The 15,672-nt window shown below is 65.6% G+C and carries 14 protein-coding genes; 7 read left to right on the forward strand and 7 right to left on the reverse strand.

What is annotated here, in order from left to right:
- Positions 1–198: 198 nt before the first annotated feature.
- Together JNE37_RS10115 and acnA are read right to left on the reverse strand one after the other, a co-directional pair.
- The gene (locus JNE37_RS10115) at positions 199–924 is read right to left on the reverse strand and encodes a DUF1223 domain-containing protein (RefSeq protein WP_052015874.1); all 726 of its coding nucleotides are present in this window, start codon (positions 922–924) and stop codon (positions 199–201) included.
- Between the two features lie 122 nt (positions 925–1,046).
- On the reverse strand, positions 1,047–3,722 hold the full coding sequence (gene acnA, locus JNE37_RS10120) for an aconitate hydratase AcnA (RefSeq protein WP_203066150.1): 2,676 nt from the start codon (positions 3,720–3,722) through the stop codon (positions 1,047–1,049).
- Positions 3,723–3,908: 186 nt separating this feature from the next.
- Here acnA and ccmA point away from each other — a divergent pair, with 186 nt between their 5' ends.
- Genes ccmA through JNE37_RS10145 form a run of 5 tightly spaced genes read left to right on the forward strand, consistent with a single transcriptional unit; the run spans position 3,909 to position 6,676 of the window.
- On the forward strand, positions 3,909–4,541 hold the full coding sequence (gene ccmA, locus JNE37_RS10125; RefSeq protein ID WP_203066151.1) for a heme ABC exporter ATP-binding protein CcmA: 633 nt from the start codon (positions 3,909–3,911) through the stop codon (positions 4,539–4,541).
- Complete coding sequence (ccmB, locus tag JNE37_RS10130; protein WP_182399150.1) at positions 4,538–5,191, forward strand: heme exporter protein CcmB; 654 nt, start codon at positions 4,538–4,540, stop codon at positions 5,189–5,191. Before ccmA ends, ccmB begins: the two co-directional genes overlap by 4 nt.
- Before the next feature lie 11 nt (positions 5,192–5,202).
- Positions 5,203–5,970, forward strand: coding sequence for a heme ABC transporter permease (locus JNE37_RS10135; RefSeq protein WP_203066152.1), 768 nt, complete (start codon positions 5,203–5,205; stop codon positions 5,968–5,970).
- Positions 5,967–6,137, forward strand: a complete 171-nt coding sequence (gene ccmD / locus JNE37_RS10140) for a heme exporter protein CcmD (protein WP_203066153.1) — start codon at positions 5,967–5,969, stop codon at positions 6,135–6,137. The genes JNE37_RS10135 and ccmD overlap by 4 nt, the downstream gene beginning before the upstream one ends.
- Positions 6,134–6,676 carry a DsbE family thiol:disulfide interchange protein gene (locus JNE37_RS10145; RefSeq protein ID WP_203066154.1) on the forward strand — a complete coding sequence of 181 codons (543 nt, stop codon included), beginning with the start codon at positions 6,134–6,136 and terminating at the stop codon, positions 6,674–6,676. The genes ccmD and JNE37_RS10145 overlap by 4 nt, the downstream gene beginning before the upstream one ends.
- An 880-nt stretch (positions 6,677–7,556) precedes the next feature.
- On the opposite strand, the gene JNE37_RS10150 is transcribed toward JNE37_RS10145, so the two are convergent.
- Genes JNE37_RS10150 through dapF form a run of 4 tightly spaced genes read right to left on the reverse strand, consistent with a single transcriptional unit; the run spans position 7,557 to position 11,693 of the window.
- On the reverse strand, positions 7,557–8,177 hold the full coding sequence (locus JNE37_RS10150; RefSeq protein ID WP_035038085.1) for a septation protein A: 621 nt from the start codon (positions 8,175–8,177) through the stop codon (positions 7,557–7,559).
- A complete protein-coding gene (gene ftsY / locus JNE37_RS10155) occupies positions 8,177–9,595 on the reverse strand; it encodes a signal recognition particle-docking protein FtsY (RefSeq protein ID WP_203066155.1) in 1,419 nt (472 codons plus the stop codon). The genes JNE37_RS10150 and ftsY overlap by 1 nt, the downstream gene beginning before the upstream one ends.
- Positions 9,592–10,857, reverse strand: coding sequence for a tRNA (N(6)-L-threonylcarbamoyladenosine(37)-C(2))-methylthiotransferase MtaB (gene mtaB, locus JNE37_RS10160; RefSeq protein ID WP_203066156.1), 1,266 nt, complete (start codon positions 10,855–10,857; stop codon positions 9,592–9,594). The genes ftsY and mtaB overlap by 4 nt, the downstream gene beginning before the upstream one ends.
- Positions 10,854–11,693, reverse strand: coding sequence for a diaminopimelate epimerase (gene dapF / locus JNE37_RS10165; RefSeq protein WP_203066366.1), 840 nt, complete (start codon positions 11,691–11,693; stop codon positions 10,854–10,856). The genes mtaB and dapF overlap by 4 nt, the downstream gene beginning before the upstream one ends.
- 243 nt (positions 11,694–11,936) lie before the next feature.
- On the opposite strand from dapF, the gene JNE37_RS10170 reads away from it, so the two are divergent.
- The gene (locus JNE37_RS10170; RefSeq protein WP_203066157.1) at positions 11,937–13,115 is read left to right on the forward strand and encodes a GNAT family N-acetyltransferase; all 1,179 of its coding nucleotides are present in this window, start codon (positions 11,937–11,939) and stop codon (positions 13,113–13,115) included.
- On the forward strand, positions 13,112–14,068 hold the full coding sequence (locus JNE37_RS10175; RefSeq protein WP_203066158.1) for a cupin-like domain-containing protein: 957 nt from the start codon (positions 13,112–13,114) through the stop codon (positions 14,066–14,068). The genes JNE37_RS10170 and JNE37_RS10175 overlap by 4 nt, the downstream gene beginning before the upstream one ends.
- A 235-nt stretch (positions 14,069–14,303) precedes the next feature.
- On the opposite strand, the gene JNE37_RS10180 is transcribed toward JNE37_RS10175, so the two are convergent.
- Positions 14,304–15,485 (reverse strand): GNAT family N-acetyltransferase, encoded by a 1,182-nt coding sequence (locus JNE37_RS10180; RefSeq protein WP_203066159.1) that lies wholly within the window; start codon positions 15,483–15,485, stop codon positions 14,304–14,306.
- Positions 15,486–15,672: the final 187 nt, after the last annotated feature.

The following is a 15,672-nucleotide window of genomic DNA, read 5'->3' on the forward strand; positions in this document are numbered from 1 at the left end:
ATTACCCAAATTCGAACACATTGTGTCCGCGCTGGCGCCTGAAAGCACCAGCATAACATCGACATTGCCTCCAGTGGCCGGTGTCCGGGCTGACCGAGCCCCCAAACCATGATGCCCAGACACCGGCCGCCCCTAAAGACCAGTCAGACTAATTTCCTCCCGCCTTGCCCAGGCGGGAGTTTTGTTGTTGGCCTGCCACTATTGCTGAAATGCCGCAGCGCCGAGAATATTTCCCGGTAGCCCGTTTTCCTCTTCCTGGACGATGATCACCGCGCCGTTATTCTTGTCGGTGATGACTTCCGAGAGCGGCAGCTTGAGATGGGCGCCGGCGCCCGGCTCCCACATGCCCACGGCCTGCCGTGACGTGACGACATTGGTGTAGGTCACGCGCTTGCCTTCGTTCTCGCCCTTTTCGATATCGACGTCAGCGCGGTCGACATAGGTCACGAGCCAGACGACGGAATCGCCAAGGCCGGCCTGGCCTTCGATATCGACGGTCAGCATGCCGTTGGACGTATCGAGGGAGACGGGCAGGGAGAGCTTGGTCATCGCCATGGCCGCGTCGATCTCGCGCTGGCGGGAGCCAACCACGCCCTTGAAGCCGTTGACGACCATTTGCGGCGTATAGATGCGGCCGCTGCGCCAGCGGGCGGCGTAGTTCTTCTGGTGGGTCGTATTGGCCTTGGCGCCGAACGTGTCGGGCCAGCCGATATAGTCCCAGTAATCGACATGGTAGGAGAGCGCGATGACGCCCGGTTGCTGCGCCAGCTTGGCAAGCAGGGCATCGGCCGGCGGGCAGGAAACGCAGCCCTGGGAGGTGAAGAGTTCGAGGACCGCCTTGGGCTGGACGCGCACCTCCACCGCATTGGCGGGAAGCGCGAGAACAAGGCCGAGAAAGGTGCCCAGAAGGGGTCGGAAAATCATGGGCAAAGTTCTAGGCAGGGATCGGTGAGAGAGCCAGTCAAATCGATGAGAGGCCATCTTCGCCTACAGATCGCCTCGCCGAGAGGCGGGCGGGGAGTGTTGGCTCCCCGCCGCAACAGGCGTCAGGCGGCGACGAGGTTGCGCAGCACGTAGTGCAGGATGCCGCCATTGTTGAAGTAGTCGAGTTCGTTCTCGGTATCGATGCGGCAGCGGGTCTTCACTTCCGAGATACGGCCGTCCGAGTGGACGATCTTGACGATGACGTCCGAACGCGGGGTCAGGGTCGTGAGGCCCTCGATAGTGACCGTTTCGGTGCCGTCGAGGCCGAGCGTCTGCCAGCTCTCGCCTTCGGCGAACTGGAGCGGCAGCACGCCCATGCCGATGAGGTTGGAGCGGTGGATACGCTCAAAGCTCTGGGCGACGACGGCGCGCACGCCCAGGAGCGTGGTGCCCTTGGCGGCCCAGTCACGCGAGGAGCCGGTGCCGTATTCCTTGCCGGCGAAAATTACCAGCGGGGTATCCGACTTCTGATAGGCCATGGCGGCATCGTAGATCGGCATCTGCTGGCCATTGGGCCCGAGGGTGAAGCCGCCTTCCACGCCCGGCACCATCTGGTTCTTGATGCGGATGTTGGCGAAGGTGCCACGCATCATGACTTCGTGGTTGCCGCGGCGGGCGCCATAGGAGTTGAAGTCCTTGGGCGCGACCTGGTGCTCGGTGAGATAGATGCCGGCAGGGGTCGAGGGCTTGAACGAACCGGCCGGGGAAATGTGGTCGGTGGTGATCGAATCCAGGAAGAGACCGAGCACGCGGGCGTTCTTGATGTCGGTGACCGGCGCCGGAGTTATTTCGAGATGCTCGAAATAGGGCGGGTTCTGGACATAGGTCGAGGACGAGTTCCAGCGATAGGTCTCGCCGCCATCCACTGCGATGCCCTGCCAATGCTCGTCGCCCTTGAAGACGTCCGAATAGCGCTTGGTGAACATCTGCGGGGTGACGTTGGCGCGGACGATGTCGGCGATTTCCTTGTTGGTCGGCCAGATGTCCTTGAGATAGACGGGCTTGCCATCCTTGCCGGTGCCGATCGGATCCTTGGCGATGTCGATCTTGAGCGAGCCGGCCAGCGCATAGGCGACGACCAGCGGCGGGGAAGCGAGGAAGTTCGCCTTGACGTCCGGGTTGACGCGCCCTTCGAAGTTACGATTGCCCGAAAGCACCGAGGCGGCGACGAGGTCACCGGTCTGCACGGCCTTGGAAATGGCCGGCGGGAGCGGGCCGGAATTGCCGATACAGGTGGTGCAGCCATAACCGACGAGGTTGAAGCCGATGGCGTCGAGGTCGGCCTGCAGGCCCGAAGCGGTAAGGTAGTCGGTGACCACCTGCGAGCCGGGGGCCAGCGAGGTCTTTACCCAGGGCTTGGAATTGAGGCCGAGTTCACGCGCCTTGCGGGCGACGAGGCCGGCGGCGACCAGCACCGAGGGGTTGGAGGTATTGGTGCACGAGGTGATGGCGGCGATGACGACGTCGCCGTGGCCGATCGAGAAGTTCTCGCCCTCGACGGCGACCTTGGGGTCGTCGGTCTTAGCGAAATCCTTGACGAGGGAAGCGGCGAACTTGTCCTTGGCCTCGGCGAGGACCAGGCGGTCCTGCGGGCGCTTGGGGCCGGAGATGGAGGGCACGACGGCCGAGAGGTCGAGCTCGAGCGTGTCGGTGAAGACCGGGTCGGGCGAGGAGGTCTCGCGGAACATGCCCTGGGCCTTGGAATAGGCTTCGACCAGCGCGATCCGGTCGGCGGTGCGGCCGGACGTGGTGAGGTAGGAGAGGGTATCGGTGTCGACCGGGAAGAAGCCGCAGGTGGCGCCGTATTCGGGAGCCATGTTGGCGATGGTCGCCTGGTCTTCCAGGGAGAGGTAATCCAGGCCCGGGCCATAGAACTCGACGAACTTGCCGACAACGCCCTTCTTGCGGAGCATCTCGGTGACGGTGAGCACGAGGTCGGTGGCGGTGATGCCTTCGTTGATCTTGCCGGTGAGCTTGAAGCCGATGACTTCGGGGATCAGCATGGTGATGGGCTGGCCGAGCATGGCAGCCTCGGCCTCGATGCCGCCCACGCCCCAGCCGAGGACCGAGAGGCCATTGACCATGGTGGTGTGGCTGTCGGTGCCGACTAGGGTGTCGGGATAGGCGACGGTTTCGCCGTTCTCGTCCTTGGTCCAGACGGTCTGGGCCAGGTATTCGAGGTTCACCTGGTGGCAGATGCCGGTGCCGGGCGGCACGACGCGGAAATTGTCAAAGGCCTGCTGGCCCCAGCGCAGGAATTCGTAGCGCTCGCCGTTGCGCTCGTATTCGAGCTCGACGTTCTGGTTGAAGGCAAGCTGGGTGCCGAAGCTGTCGACCATGACCGAGTGGTCGATGACGAGGTCGACGGGAACGAGCGGGTTGATCTTCTGCGGATCGGCGCCGAGCTTGGCGGTGGCATCGCGCATGGCGGCGAGGTCGACGACGGCGGGGACGCCGGTGAAGTCCTGCATGAGGACGCGCGCCGGGCGGTAGGAGATCTCGTGCTCGCTGGTCTTCTCGGTCAGCCAGGTCACAAAGGCCTTGATGTCTTCCTTGGTGACCGTGCGCCCATCTTCGAAGCGCAGCAGGTTTTCAAGGACGACCTTGAGCGAATGGGGGAGCTTGGAAACGCCGGGCAGGCCGTTCTTCTCTGCTTCGGGAATCGAGAAGTACGTGTAGGTCTTCCCTCCGACCGTCAGAGTGGCCTTCGAATTGAAGCTGTTGAGGGATTGAGTCACGGGACCGCCTATCGCTTTTGGGTTGGCCGCACCGCACCAAATAGCCTGCGACAATAGGACCCAGAAGGGGTCCGGCGGACCAGTTGGGGCGTCTCGGAGATTGGAACCGGTCCAATCTAGTGGGGCTTATAGTCAAATCATTTCGCGCTTGCCAGTACCTGCGTGAGTTCAATAGGACATGTTGCCATGCCCCCGACCACGCATCTGCCCGCCCGCACGCTGAGCGTTTCCGGCCTCGCCCTGCGGCGGGGGGAACGACTGCTGTTCGATGACGTGGGCTTTACGGTCGAGCCGGGCGAGATTCTCCTGCTGCGTGGACCCAACGGGGCGGGCAAGACCAGCCTCATCAAATGCCTTGCCGGTTTCCTGCGCGCCGATGAGGGAAGCGTGGTGGTTTCCGGCCAGGGCGAGGAAGAGCGCTGGCAGGAGGACGTGCACTTTCTCGGGCACCTCTCGGCGGTCAAGGCGCGGCTCAAGGTCGGCGAAAATCTCGGGATCTGGGCGGCGGTCAATGGCGGGGGCGGCTCGGTCGAGGCGGCGCTGGAGCGCGTGGGCCTCGGGGCATTGTTCAACCTCGACGCCGGCTATCTCTCGGCGGGGCAGACGCGCCGCCTGGCGCTGGCACGACTTCTCGTCTCCCCGCGCCCGATCTGGCTGCTGGACGAGCCGACGTCGGCGCTCGACAAGGCCGGGGACCGGCTGGTGGGTGAGTTGATCGACGAGCACCTGGCGAGCGGCGGGCTGGCGGTGGCGGCGACGCATCTGGAACTGCAGATCGCCGATTCCGGTCGCATCAGGACGCTGGAGCTTGGGGCTTGAAGGGTTTTTTCGCGATCGTCGGCCGCGACCTGCGGGTCGCCACGCGGATCGGCGGCGATGCGCTGACGCTGGTGCTGTTCTTCGTGATGGTCGGGTCGATCGTGCCCTTTGCCATCGGGCCGGACAAGGCGATGCTGGCTAAACTCGCGCCCGGGCTCACCTGGATCGCGGCGTTCCTCTCGATTCTGCTCGGGCTCGACCGGCTGTTCCGGAACGATGCCGAGGACGGCTCGCTCCAGCTCTACAAGTTCGCCCGCACGCCGCTCGAAATGGTCGTTGCCGCAAAAGTGATCGCGCATTGGCTGCTGACGGCGCTGCCGCTCATCGTGGCGAGCCCGGTGCTGGCGATCCTGCTCAACATGGATATGGAGACCTGGCTGCGCACGGTGCTGTCGCTGCTGGTCGGCACGCCGGGGCTGGTGGCGCTGGGGGCCATGGGGGCGGCGGTGACCGTGTCCCTGCCGCGCGGCGGGCTCATTGCGCCGGTGCTGATCCTGCCGCTGGCCATTCCGGTCCTGATCTTCGGGTCGTCGGCCATTGCCGGCCAGCAGGCCGGGGCGGCGACCCTGTTTCTTGCGGCAATTAGCCTCGTGCTGCTGGCGCTTGCGCCGTTCGCCGGGGCGCTTGCACTCCGCGTGAGCGAGGAATAGACAACTCACCCATGACTGTGGACCTTGCCCCCAAACCCAATTGGTTCGCCCGGATCGCCAATCCCAGCCAGTTCCTGGGATGGACGCGCCCGTTGCTGTGGCCGCTCACGATCCTGACCGCGATCGCCTTTGCCGTGGGGCTCTATTTAGCCTTCCTCGATTCCCCGCCCGACTACCAGATGGGCGACACGGTCCGCATCATGTACATCCACGTGCCCAATGCGTGGCTGAGCCAGTTCGTCTATGGCGTGATGGCGGTTTCGGCGCTCGGCAGCCTCATCTGGCGCCACCCGATGGCCGACGTCTCGATGAAGGCGGCGGCCCCGCTCGGAGCCGTGTTCACCGCACTGGCGCTCTTTACCGGCTCGCTCTGGGGCCGGCCGACCTGGGGCACGTTCTGGGAATGGGACGGGCGCATGACGTCCACCCTTGTGCTTTTCCTCATCTATCTCGGGCTGATCGCGCTCTGGCGTGCGTTCGAGGACCAGTTGCGCGCCGGGCGCGTGGTGGCGGTCTTTACGTTGATCGGCGCGATCAACATCCCGATCGTCAAGTTCTCGGTCGACTGGTGGCAGACGCTGCATCAGCCTTCGAGCGTCATCACGCCCGATGGCCCGCATATGCCCGGCTCGATCCTTACCCCGCTTCTCGTGATGATGGCGGCCTTCACGCTGCTGTTCGCCACGCTCCAGCTTAAGGCGATGCATACCGAGATCCGGCGCCGGCGCCTGGCCACACTCGAACGGCAGCGAGCTGCCATGGCGGAGGGCGCGAAATGATCGATCTCGGACCGCATGCCGTCTTCATCATCTGGGCCTATATCGGGGTGGCTGCCGCGGTGGTCGGGCTCGTCGTCTGGACGGTCGCTTCCGGGTGGCGGGTCGAGGGGCGCATTGCCGAACTCGAGGCCCAGGGCGTCCGCCGTCGCGCGGAGAAGGCTTCTTGAACCGTTTCGTCCTGCTTGCCCTGCCGCTGATCGCGCTCGTTGCGCTGGTGGCAGTGTTCGCCACGAGCCTCAATCGCGATCCTAGCCTGGTACAGTCGGTGCTGATCGACAAGCCTGCCCCGCAATTCGCGCTGGCAGCCGTCGAGGGGCTCAACGCGCCCGGCTTCGATACCGAAGCGCTCAAGGGCGAGGTGACGGTGGTCAACGTCTTCGCCTCATGGTGCATCCCCTGCCGGGCCGAGCATCCGGTGCTGACCCAGCTCAAGGCGGCGACGGGCGTGCGGCTCTTCGGCATCAACCAGAAGGACGCGCCCGAGAATGCGACGGCGTTCCTCAGGGAGCTGGGCAACCCCTATGACAAGGTGGGTGCCGACCGCGACAACCGGGTATCGATCGACTGGGGCGTCTATGGCGTGCCAGAGACGTTCGTGGTGGACCGGAACGGGGTCATCACCTTCAAGCATGTGGGGCCGATGACGCCCGAAACGCTGACGCGGGACATGATCCCGGCCATCCAGAAAGCAGAAGCGCGCACCTAGACGCCGGCACGGATTGCTCCGGTCGGGTTTGCTGGTGGTTCCTTGGCGGCTCGGGGTGAGGTTTGCCTCAAGTCTATGTTTGCTAGCGATGTATGCGAGGCATGGCCTCGCCCCTTGAGCGTTTGAGGTTTCGACAAGCCCGTTCACGCAAGTTGCCCGCGAGCGCACTCCGGGCCGGTCACGTCACTCTTAGGCCGTAAGCCCAGGCGCCCCCGGGCTTCCCCCAACTCCCAGACCCTGGCGGCAGGGCGAGAGACGCGTGTGCACGATTGCGCGTCTCCAGTCCTGCCGCCAGCCGCCGCGGCACTGCGTACTGTGCCTCGCCGTTGGCGGAGGGATGGGAGGAGTATGCGGGAGGGTGGTGGGGGCGGGGATAAGTTTTTTGGCACGGTCGTTCTTGCTCTCCGGATACCCTCGTTCTCACCCCGCCACCTTACTTCCCCGGACTTGATCCGGGGCCTATTGCACCGCTCCACTCGAGTGGAGGGATCCGTGGGCCCCGGCTCTTCGGCCGGGGAAGTGCGGTGGGTGGGGGGAGGGAGGGGTAGGAGGCAGTAAATGGGAAATGGTGAGGACGGAACGACGATCAGACAGAGGTCATGAAGCGAGCCGCTTTGCGTGATCTCTCCGGCAGGTCTCCCTCCCCCTTGCGGGGAGGGGATAGGGGTGGGGGTGCACAAACTAGAAGTTTGAGGCTCAGCCCCCTCAATCCCCTACAACGGGAGGAAGCCGTGGAGTCGCGAGAACGATTACTCGGTAGATGGATAGCTCCGCGCCCGCTTGCTCACCCCCACCCCTGTCCCCTCCCCGCAAGGGGGAGGGAGACCTGCTGGCGTGATCGTGCCGGCGGTCGGTACGTTTGCGGTGGGAGGAATCCGGTCTAGGCCGTCTTCGGGGGCTGTTCCGGTTCGAGCGCGTATTTCTGCAGCAGCGGGAGCTGGAACATGGTGAAGACCACGGTGATGGGCATGGTGGCCCAGACCTTGAAGCTGACCCAGAGATCGGTGGAGAAGTTGCGCCAGATGAGTTCGTTGAGGACGGCCATGACGACGAAGAAGAGGCCCCAGCGGAGCGTCATGATGGTCCAGCCTTCGGGCTTGAGCTTGTAGACTTCGCCGAAGACGTATTTGAGCAGGGATTGCTTGAAGAGGAGGCCGCCCAGGAGCACCACCGCGAAGAGCGAGTTGGTGATGGTGGGCTTCATCTTGATGAAGGTGTCGTCCTGGAGCCAGAGGGTGAGGCCGCCGAAGACGAGGACTACGACGCCGGTAACGAGCGGCATCACCGCGATCTTGCGCAGGAGCAGCCAGGAAAGCAGGAGAGAGACTGCCATCGCACCCATGAACCAGGCGGTGGCCGCGAAGATGTCGGCGCGGGCATTGGCGACGAAGAAAACCACGAGCGGGCCCAGTTCCAAGGCGAGCTTGGTGAGCTGGGGACGCAGTTCGTCCCAGTTGGGCTCGGCCGCCTTGGCTTCGGGCTTGGTGTTCTCGGTGGTCATTATGCTTCGTCCTTGCCGGCAATGGCCGCTGCGAATTCCGACGCCTTGAAGGGCTGGAGGTCGTCCACACCCTCGCCGACGCCGATGAAATGCACGGGCAGGCCGAAGCGCCGCGCGATGGCGACAAGGATGCCCCCGCGCGCGGTGCCGTCAAGCTTGGTCATCACCAGACCCGTGACCCCCGCACGTTTGCCGAAGATTTCGACCTGATTAAGGGCGTTCTGGCCGGTGGTGGCGTCGAGCGTGAGCAAAACCGCGTGAGGAGCGGTCGGATCGACCTTCCTGATGACGCGCACGATCTTTTCGAGCTCGCTCATCAGCTCATCGCGGTTCTGCAGGCGCCCGGCCGTATCGATGATGAGGACATCCTTGCCCTCTTCCCTGGCGCGGGTCACCGCATCGAAGGCGAGGCCAGAGGCATCCGAGCCGGCGGGCTTGGTGACGACCGGCGCGCCGGTACGGCGGCCCCAGATTTCGAGCTGCTCGATAGCGGCGGCGCGGAAAGTGTCGCCGGCCGCGAGCATGACGGTGCGGCCCTCGGCGGCCAGTTTCTGGGCCAGCTTGCCGATAGTGGTAGTCTTGCCCGAGCCGTTGACCCCGACCATGAGGATGACGAAGGGTTTTTGGGCCTTGTCGATGACCAGCGGCTGGGCCACGGGGGCGAGCGCCTTGCCGACTTCCTCGGAGAGGACGGCGCGGACGTCATCGCCCGAAATGTCCTTGTCGAAGCGGTCGCGGCGCAGGGTCTCGACGATGGCGCTGGTGGTGTCCATGCCGAGGTCGGCCTGCAGCAGCACGTCTTCGAGCTCGTCGAGCGTCGCCGCATCGAGCTTGCGCTTGGTGAAGACCGAGGTGATGCCGCCGGTGATCTGGTCGGAGGAGCGCTTGAGGCCCGAGGTGAGGCGCTGGAACCAGCTTTGGCGCGGGGTGGCGGCGGGTGGTTCGGCGACCGGCGCGGGCGCGGCAGCCTGCTCGGCTTCCTGTACGTCCTCGACGTAATCGAGCGTGGTTTCGGGTGGGCCGGGCGGAAACGGGCGCTCTTCCTCTTCGGGAGCGGGCGCAGGTTCGGGTGCGGGCGGCGGCGCGGGGGACTCCTCGGCCGGCTCGGGAATGGGCGTGGCGGTGGCCGGGGTCAGCTCGACCGGGGCGATGGCCTCGGGCGGAGCCGGCGGCGCGGGAGGGGGCCCCTCGGTAGCGGGCTCGGGCGGCAGAGCCTCGGCCGCCTCGCGGTCGGTCTCGGCCTGCGCTTCCTCGGTCTCGCGGCGCTCGCGGAAGGCGTCGAGTTCGTCGGTGGAGGTGGCGACTTCTCCGGTGGCGCGCTTGAGGGCGTCTTCGGTTTCGGCGTCCGCCTGCGGCTGGGGCTGGTTGCCGCGGCCGAAGAGGCGGCCGAAAAAGCCGGGTTTTTTGGTCTCGCTCATGCGGCGGACCTCACGGCGTCCCCGACAAGGCCATCGACCGACGCCCTGGTGATGCGGACCGGGACGATCTGGCCGGGTTCGGCGCCGGGCACGGCAACGGGCATGAACTGCTCGGTGCGGCCCAGGCCATCGCGTTCGACCAGCACGCTTTCGATCTTGCCGACGCGGGAGGCGGCGAGCTTGCGGAACTGCTTTTCGCCTTCGGCGCGCAGCAGGGCGGCGCGGTCGCGAGCGATACGCTTGTCCACCTGCGGCATGCGCGCGGCAGGCGTGCCGGGGCGCGGGCTATAGGGGAAGACGTGGAGATAGGTGAGATCGGCTTCCGAAACGATGCGGAGGGTGTTTTCGAACATCTCGTCGGTTTCGGTGGGGAAGCCGGCGATGATATCGGCGCCGAAGACCATTTCGGGGCGGAGCGCGCGCAGCTTGTCCACGATATGGAGCGCATCGGCGCGCAGGTGCCGGCGCTTCATGCGCTTCAAGATCATGTCGTCGCCGGACTGGAGCGAGAGATGGAGGTGCGGCATCAGGCGCTTGTCGGACGCTATGGCATCATAGAGCGCGTCGTCGGCCTCGATGGAATCGATGGAAGAAATCCTGAGGCGCGGCAGGTCGGGGACATGGCGCAGGATCGATTGCACCAGCTTGCCCAGGGTCGGCGTGCCGGGGAGGTCGGGGCCATAGGAAGTGATGTCGACGCCGGTGAGCACGATCTCGCCATAGCCGTTATGGACGAGGCGCTTGATCTGGTCGACGACGAGGCCCATGGGCACCGAGCGCGAGGGGCCGCGGCCATAGGGGATGATGCAGAAGGTGCAGCGGTGATCGCAGCCGTTCTGGACCTGGACGAAGGCGCGGGCGCGGCCATCCATGCCTTCGATGAGGTGCCCGGCAGTCTCGCGGACACTCATGATGTCGTTGACCTGCACCTTGTCGTTGAGCTGCATGCCGAAAACCATGGGCTTATAGCTCTCGGCCTTCATCTTGTCGGCATTGCCGATGACGAGGTCGACTTCCGCCATGTCGCCGAAGGCGCGGGCCTCGGTCTGGGCGGCGCAGCCGGTGACGATGATCTTGGCGTCAGGGTGGTCGCGGCGAGCCTTGCGCACGGCCTGCTTGGCCTGGCGCACGGCCTCGGAGGTCACCGCGCAGGTATTGATGATGATGGCGTCCGACAGCCCGGCCTTTTCGGCCTCGGCCTTCATGACCTCGGATTCATAGGCATTGAGGCGGCAGCCGAAGGTGAGGGTTTCGATGCTCATGCGGCCCGGCCCGGCAGAAGGTTTTCGGGAAGCGTGCCTTCCCATTCGAGCGTCCAGGGCCCGGTCATCAGGATATGGTCGTCGGCGCGCCACTCGATGCCGAGCGGGCCGCCGGGGAGTTCGATGGTGACCTTGCGGTCGGCAAGGCCCTTGCGGGCGGCGGCGACGCCGACGGCGCAGGCGGCGGTGCCGCAGGCCAGCGTCAGGCCCGCGCCCCGCTCCCAGACGCGCACCTTGATGCGGTCGGGCGCCAGCACCTGGGCGAGCGAGATATTGGCGCGCTCGGGGAAGATCGGGTGGTTTTCGAGCAGCGGGCCGAAGCGGTCGAGTTCGTAGGTGTCGGGATCGCGGTCCACCCAGAAGATGGCATGCGGATTGCCGACATTGACGACGGACGGCGTGTGCAGGACGGGCGCGTCGATGGGGCCGATCTGGAGCTCGATGCCGGTGGTGTCGGCGAATTCCTCGGCCAGCGGAATCTGGTCCCAGCCAAAGCGCGGCTTGCCCATGTCGACGGTGATGAGATCGCCGCCGGCATTGAAGATTTCGAGCAGGCCCCCATCGGTCTCGACCGTCATGTGGTCCTTGCCGGTGGCGCGGTTGAGGAAATGGGCGACGCAGCGCGTGCCATTGCCGCAGGCGCCGGCGACCGAGCCGTCATTGTTGAAGATCTTGATATAGGCCTCGGTGCCGTCGGCGCGCGGGGGATAGACCACCATCATCTGCTCGAAGGCGGTGCGATCCTCGCCGGCGACGGCGCGCGCGACAGCGCCGGTCATGGTGGCAGCGCCATCGCGCATGTCCACGACCAGGATCTCGTTGCCCAGACCGTTCATCTTCAAAAACGGAGTGCCGCTCACTTTGGCCTCGTTGCTTAGCTTGAGCCTCTATATGGCGGAAACAGCGTGCAATTGCCAGCCTCGGTGCCGTCATGGCGGGGTTGCTGTTGTCGCGGGGACGCTTAGGTGCGGCTTAACCAGTTCACGAGGCAAACCCCCGCAGGCACAGGGAAACCGCTATGGTCCGGCCATGGTTTGGGTTCCCGATTTTATCCCGGGTTGCGGCGAAGGGGCGGCGTCATGAGCGCCGAAATCGCCGATCCGTTCGCTGCGCCGTTGTCGGTCGCGGGCGAGGCGCCGTCGTGTCTTGCTTCAATTGAAGACGTGCCGGTGGCCGAGTGGGAGGCGCTGGCCGACCGCGCCCTCGAAACCAATGCCTTTTTCGATCCGGCCTATAGCCGGGCCGCTTTCTCGCTTGCCGCTTCGGGCGGCGGGGGCAAGGCGCTGCTGGCGCGCGCCGGCGGGCGGCTGGTGGCGCTGCTGCCGGTGGTCTGGGCCAGCGCGGCGTTTCGCCTGCCGCTGCCGGTCCTCGTCGCCAGGCAACCCTATTCGCCGCTGACGGCGCCGCTGCTCGCTGCCGATGAGCCGCTGGCGGCCGCCGAAGCCCTGCTGGACGCGGTCGCGGCGAGCGGCGCGCGGCTGCTGGACCTGCCGGCCTTGCCGCTCGACGGCGCGGCGGGCAAGGCGCTGCTCGCGGTTCTCGAGAGGCGCGGCATTCGCCCGGTCTGTCTCGAAACGCACGAACGCGCAGCGCTCGATGCCAGCCAGGATGCCGAGACCTATCTGCGCGACGCGATGGGCGGCAAGAAGCTCAAGGAATTGCGGCGGCTGCGCAACCGGCTCGACGACGAAGGCACGGTCGCCTTTGCGCTGGCGCGGATGCCCGACGAGATCGCGGCGGCGCTGGAGCGGTTCCTCGTGCTCGAAGCCTCGGGCTGGAAGGGCAAGAGCGGTACCGGGCTGGGGCAGGACGCCGGTGACGCCGCCTTCGTGCGGGCCATGGCGCAGGGTCTGGGTCGGCGCGGCGCCTTCGAGGTGCTGGAGCTGACGCTCGACGGGCGCGCCATCGCCTCGGGTCTCGTCATGCGGCAAGGCCGGACGGCGTTCTTCTTCAAGATCGCCTATGACGAAAAGCTGTCGCGGTTCTCCCCCGGCGTGCAGCTGACGCTCGAACTCACCCGCCAGCTCTGTGCCGACGAGATGATTACCTTCGCCGATTCCACCGCCGATGCCGGCCATCCGATGATCGACCATATCTGGCGTGAGCGCCTGCGTGTCGCCGACATGCTGGTGCCGCTGCGCGCCAGCGATCCGCTGGCCGGCGGGTTGATCCTCCTGTTGCGCCTGCGCCGGGCGGCGCGGGAGCAGGCCAAGCGCATTTTCAGACATTTCAAGTCTTTGAGGGAAAAACGCCAATGAACAAGGTCATGAATGCCGAGGTTCTGAGCGCCGACGACTCCGCGTTCGCCAACCTCTTTCCGCTAAAACCCTTCCGCATCCGCCACGGCTTCGTCGACGATCCGCGCCTGACGCTTCCGGCCATTCTCGACCTCGTCAAGCAATTGCCGCGCGACCGGATCGAATACAATTCGGGCAAGGCGGCGGTAAGTCAGGACCCGACGAGCACGCCGCTGGTGGATCTTTCGCCCGAGGACGTGGTGCAGAAGATCGAGACGGCGGGCGCCTGGATGGTGCTCAAGCGCGTCGAGATTCACCCCTCCTACCGGGCGCTGCTCGAAGAGGCGCTGATGTCGGTGGCGCGGGCGCAGGGCCATCGCAGCCTCACCGAGGCCGGGTTCACCGATATCCAGGGCTTCCTCTTCGTGTCCTCGCCGGGTTCGACCACGCCCTTCCACCTCGACAGCGAAGACAATTTCTTCATCCAGGTGCATGGCGAGAAGTTCTTCAACATCTATGACAACGAAGACCGCTCGATCGCCACGGAAGACCAGATCGAGCACGCCATCACCAAGCACCGCAACCTCAAGTTCGACGAAAGCTTCGAGGCGCGCGGCATGCATAACCGGCTGCTGCCGGGCGAGGGCGTGTTCGTGCCCTATATCTGGCCGCATTGGGTGCGCACGTCCGACACCTATTCGATTTCGGTGGCGATCACCTGGAAGACGGCGGTGGTGAAGCGCCGCAACGATCTTTACGTCGCCAATTCCATGCTGCGCGATCGTGGCTTTCCGCAGAAGGCGCCGGGCACGTCGCCGGGCTGGGATGCGGTCAAGCTCGGCGCGTTCCGCGTCATGGCGGGGATTGCGGCGCCGCTGCGCAAGAGCGAGTCGCTGCGCCGGGTGATCCGGTCGCTCGTGCTCGGCAAGGACGCGAATTATTATTATCGGGACAAGAAGAAGACGGGGATGTGAGGGCTGGGGGCTCTGCCTGTCGAGTTGCCTCGGCACGGCCTTGCCACCACCACTGGACTTCCCCGGACTTGATCCGGGGCCTATTGCACCTTCCCGTTCGAGTTGAGTCATCCGTGGGCCCCGGGTCTTCGCCCGGGGAAGTGCGGGGGTGGGGAGAGTGCGGCGGGTGGGGAGAATGCGGGGTGAATAAGTCGGTGCGGAAAGCAGTCGGGCGGCCTTTTGGCCGCCTTTTTCGTCAGCGCCTGCGCAGGTTGTGCAGCATCTTGCGGATGGATTGGGCGAGGTTCCAGAGCCTGGGGTTCTGCTTGATGGCGCGCTTGGCACCCTGGCTGGCCTTGAGCCCGAGGGCGGCGAGGTGGCCGGCGGGGGTCAGGGGGATGAGGGTGTCGAAGAGCGGCTCGGGCGCCGTCCAATCCTGTTTGTAGTCGAAATCGCCGATGCCCATGTCGAAGGTCTCGATACCCGACGTGGTGAGTTCGTCCATGAGCCTGGCGACGAGGATGCTCATCAGGCTGTATTTGGCGGCCGGGCCGCTGGCGGTCGAGTTGATATATTGGGAATAGTGGCGGCCCGCGAAGGCGCCACAGGTGGTGGCGACGATGTCCTCGCCTGCGTAGAGGGCGTGGAAGCAGAGGGCGGGGTGCTCTTCCGTGAAGCCCTCGGTGGCAAGGTGCTTGAAGAAGCGCACGAAGCTTGCTTCCGCAAAGAGGTTGCCGACGCCCATCTGGTCGAAGCGTTCGCCGCGCTGGGCGAGGAAGGCGGCGTGGACACGGTCGAGTTCGTCGGATGTGGTGATGCGGCGCAGTTCCACCTTGCCCAGCATTTCCTCGAGCCGCCGCTCGCCGCGCTTGATGTTGCCGCGGCGCTTGTGGGTCAGGCGGTGCTCGATATAGGGCACCGGGGTCGGGCCGATGGTGGCGGTATAGAGATTGTTGGGGCCGGGATCGGCGGCGACCGCGAGGACGGGGTTGGGCCGGCCGGCCCATTGGCGCGGCTGGTTGAAGAGGCAGACGAGATCGAGCGTGCCGACCAGCTCGCGCACTTCATCGAGGACCCAGCCCAGCCATTCGGGCGAGATATCGGTGCCGGGGACGAAGGCCAGCCAGTCGCTGTTGGAAATGTCGGAGCCGAGGAACCGGGCGATCGAAAAGCCGGAGCGGCGTTCGACGATCAGTGGCAGCAGGGCTACCGGGCGAGCGTCGTCATGGACGACGACGATGGCGATGCGGCCTTCGCGTTCGAGGCCGGACTCGAGGAGCGCCCTGATCCAGTCATAGCGCTGGTAGGGCGTGAGGATGCCGGTGGCTTCGATTGCGCGCCAATCCGCTTCCGCCTCGGCAAGGCTGCCGTGGACGACGACCGGAGCGGGGGCGCTTGCGGCGCCCTGCGGCTGGGATCGGAGCGACTGGACGGACAATCGGCGGCCCTTCGGTGGAAATTGCTGCATCGTCAATAGCATGGCCGGGAGGACAAGAGGTTAACCGGGTGGCGGACCGATATCGGCAAGGCGGGAGGGCCGAACGGGCCGGATTTGCCGCGCATGAATTGACTCGGATGCCCCTTCGCGCCTATAAGGCCCGCGATCTCAGGACCAAGACCTGAAT

Origin of the sequence: Paradevosia shaoguanensis (assembly GCF_016801025.1) — a bacterium.
In the GTDB taxonomy this organism is placed as follows: domain Bacteria; phylum Pseudomonadota; class Alphaproteobacteria; order Rhizobiales; family Devosiaceae; genus Paradevosia; species Paradevosia shaoguanensis.

Excerpts from the sequence above, each read along its gene's own strand:
- JNE37_RS10115 (WP_052015874.1), bottom strand. The coding sequence starts at position 924 with ATGATTTTCCGACCCCTTCTGGGCACCTTTCTCGGCCTTGTTCTCGCG.
- ccmA (WP_203066151.1), top strand. The coding sequence starts at position 3,909 with ATGCCCCCGACCACGCATCTGCCCGCCCGCACGCTGAGCGTTTCCGGC.
- JNE37_RS10135 (WP_203066152.1), top strand. The coding sequence starts at position 5,203 with ATGACTGTGGACCTTGCCCCCAAACCCAATTGGTTCGCCCGGATCGCC.
- ccmD (WP_203066153.1), top strand. The coding sequence starts at position 5,967 with ATGATCGATCTCGGACCGCATGCCGTCTTCATCATCTGGGCCTATATC.
- JNE37_RS10150 (WP_035038085.1), bottom strand. The coding sequence starts at position 8,177 with ATGACCACCGAGAACACCAAGCCCGAAGCCAAGGCGGCCGAGCCCAAC.
- ftsY (WP_203066155.1), bottom strand. The coding sequence starts at position 9,595 with ATGAGCGAGACCAAAAAACCCGGCTTTTTCGGCCGCCTCTTCGGCCGC.
- mtaB (WP_203066156.1), bottom strand. The coding sequence starts at position 10,857 with ATGAGCATCGAAACCCTCACCTTCGGCTGCCGCCTCAATGCCTATGAA.
- dapF (WP_203066366.1), bottom strand. The coding sequence starts at position 11,693 with ATGAACGGTCTGGGCAACGAGATCCTGGTCGTGGACATGCGCGATGGC.
- JNE37_RS10170 (WP_203066157.1), top strand. The coding sequence starts at position 11,937 with ATGAGCGCCGAAATCGCCGATCCGTTCGCTGCGCCGTTGTCGGTCGCG.
- JNE37_RS10175 (WP_203066158.1), top strand. The coding sequence starts at position 13,112 with ATGAACAAGGTCATGAATGCCGAGGTTCTGAGCGCCGACGACTCCGCG.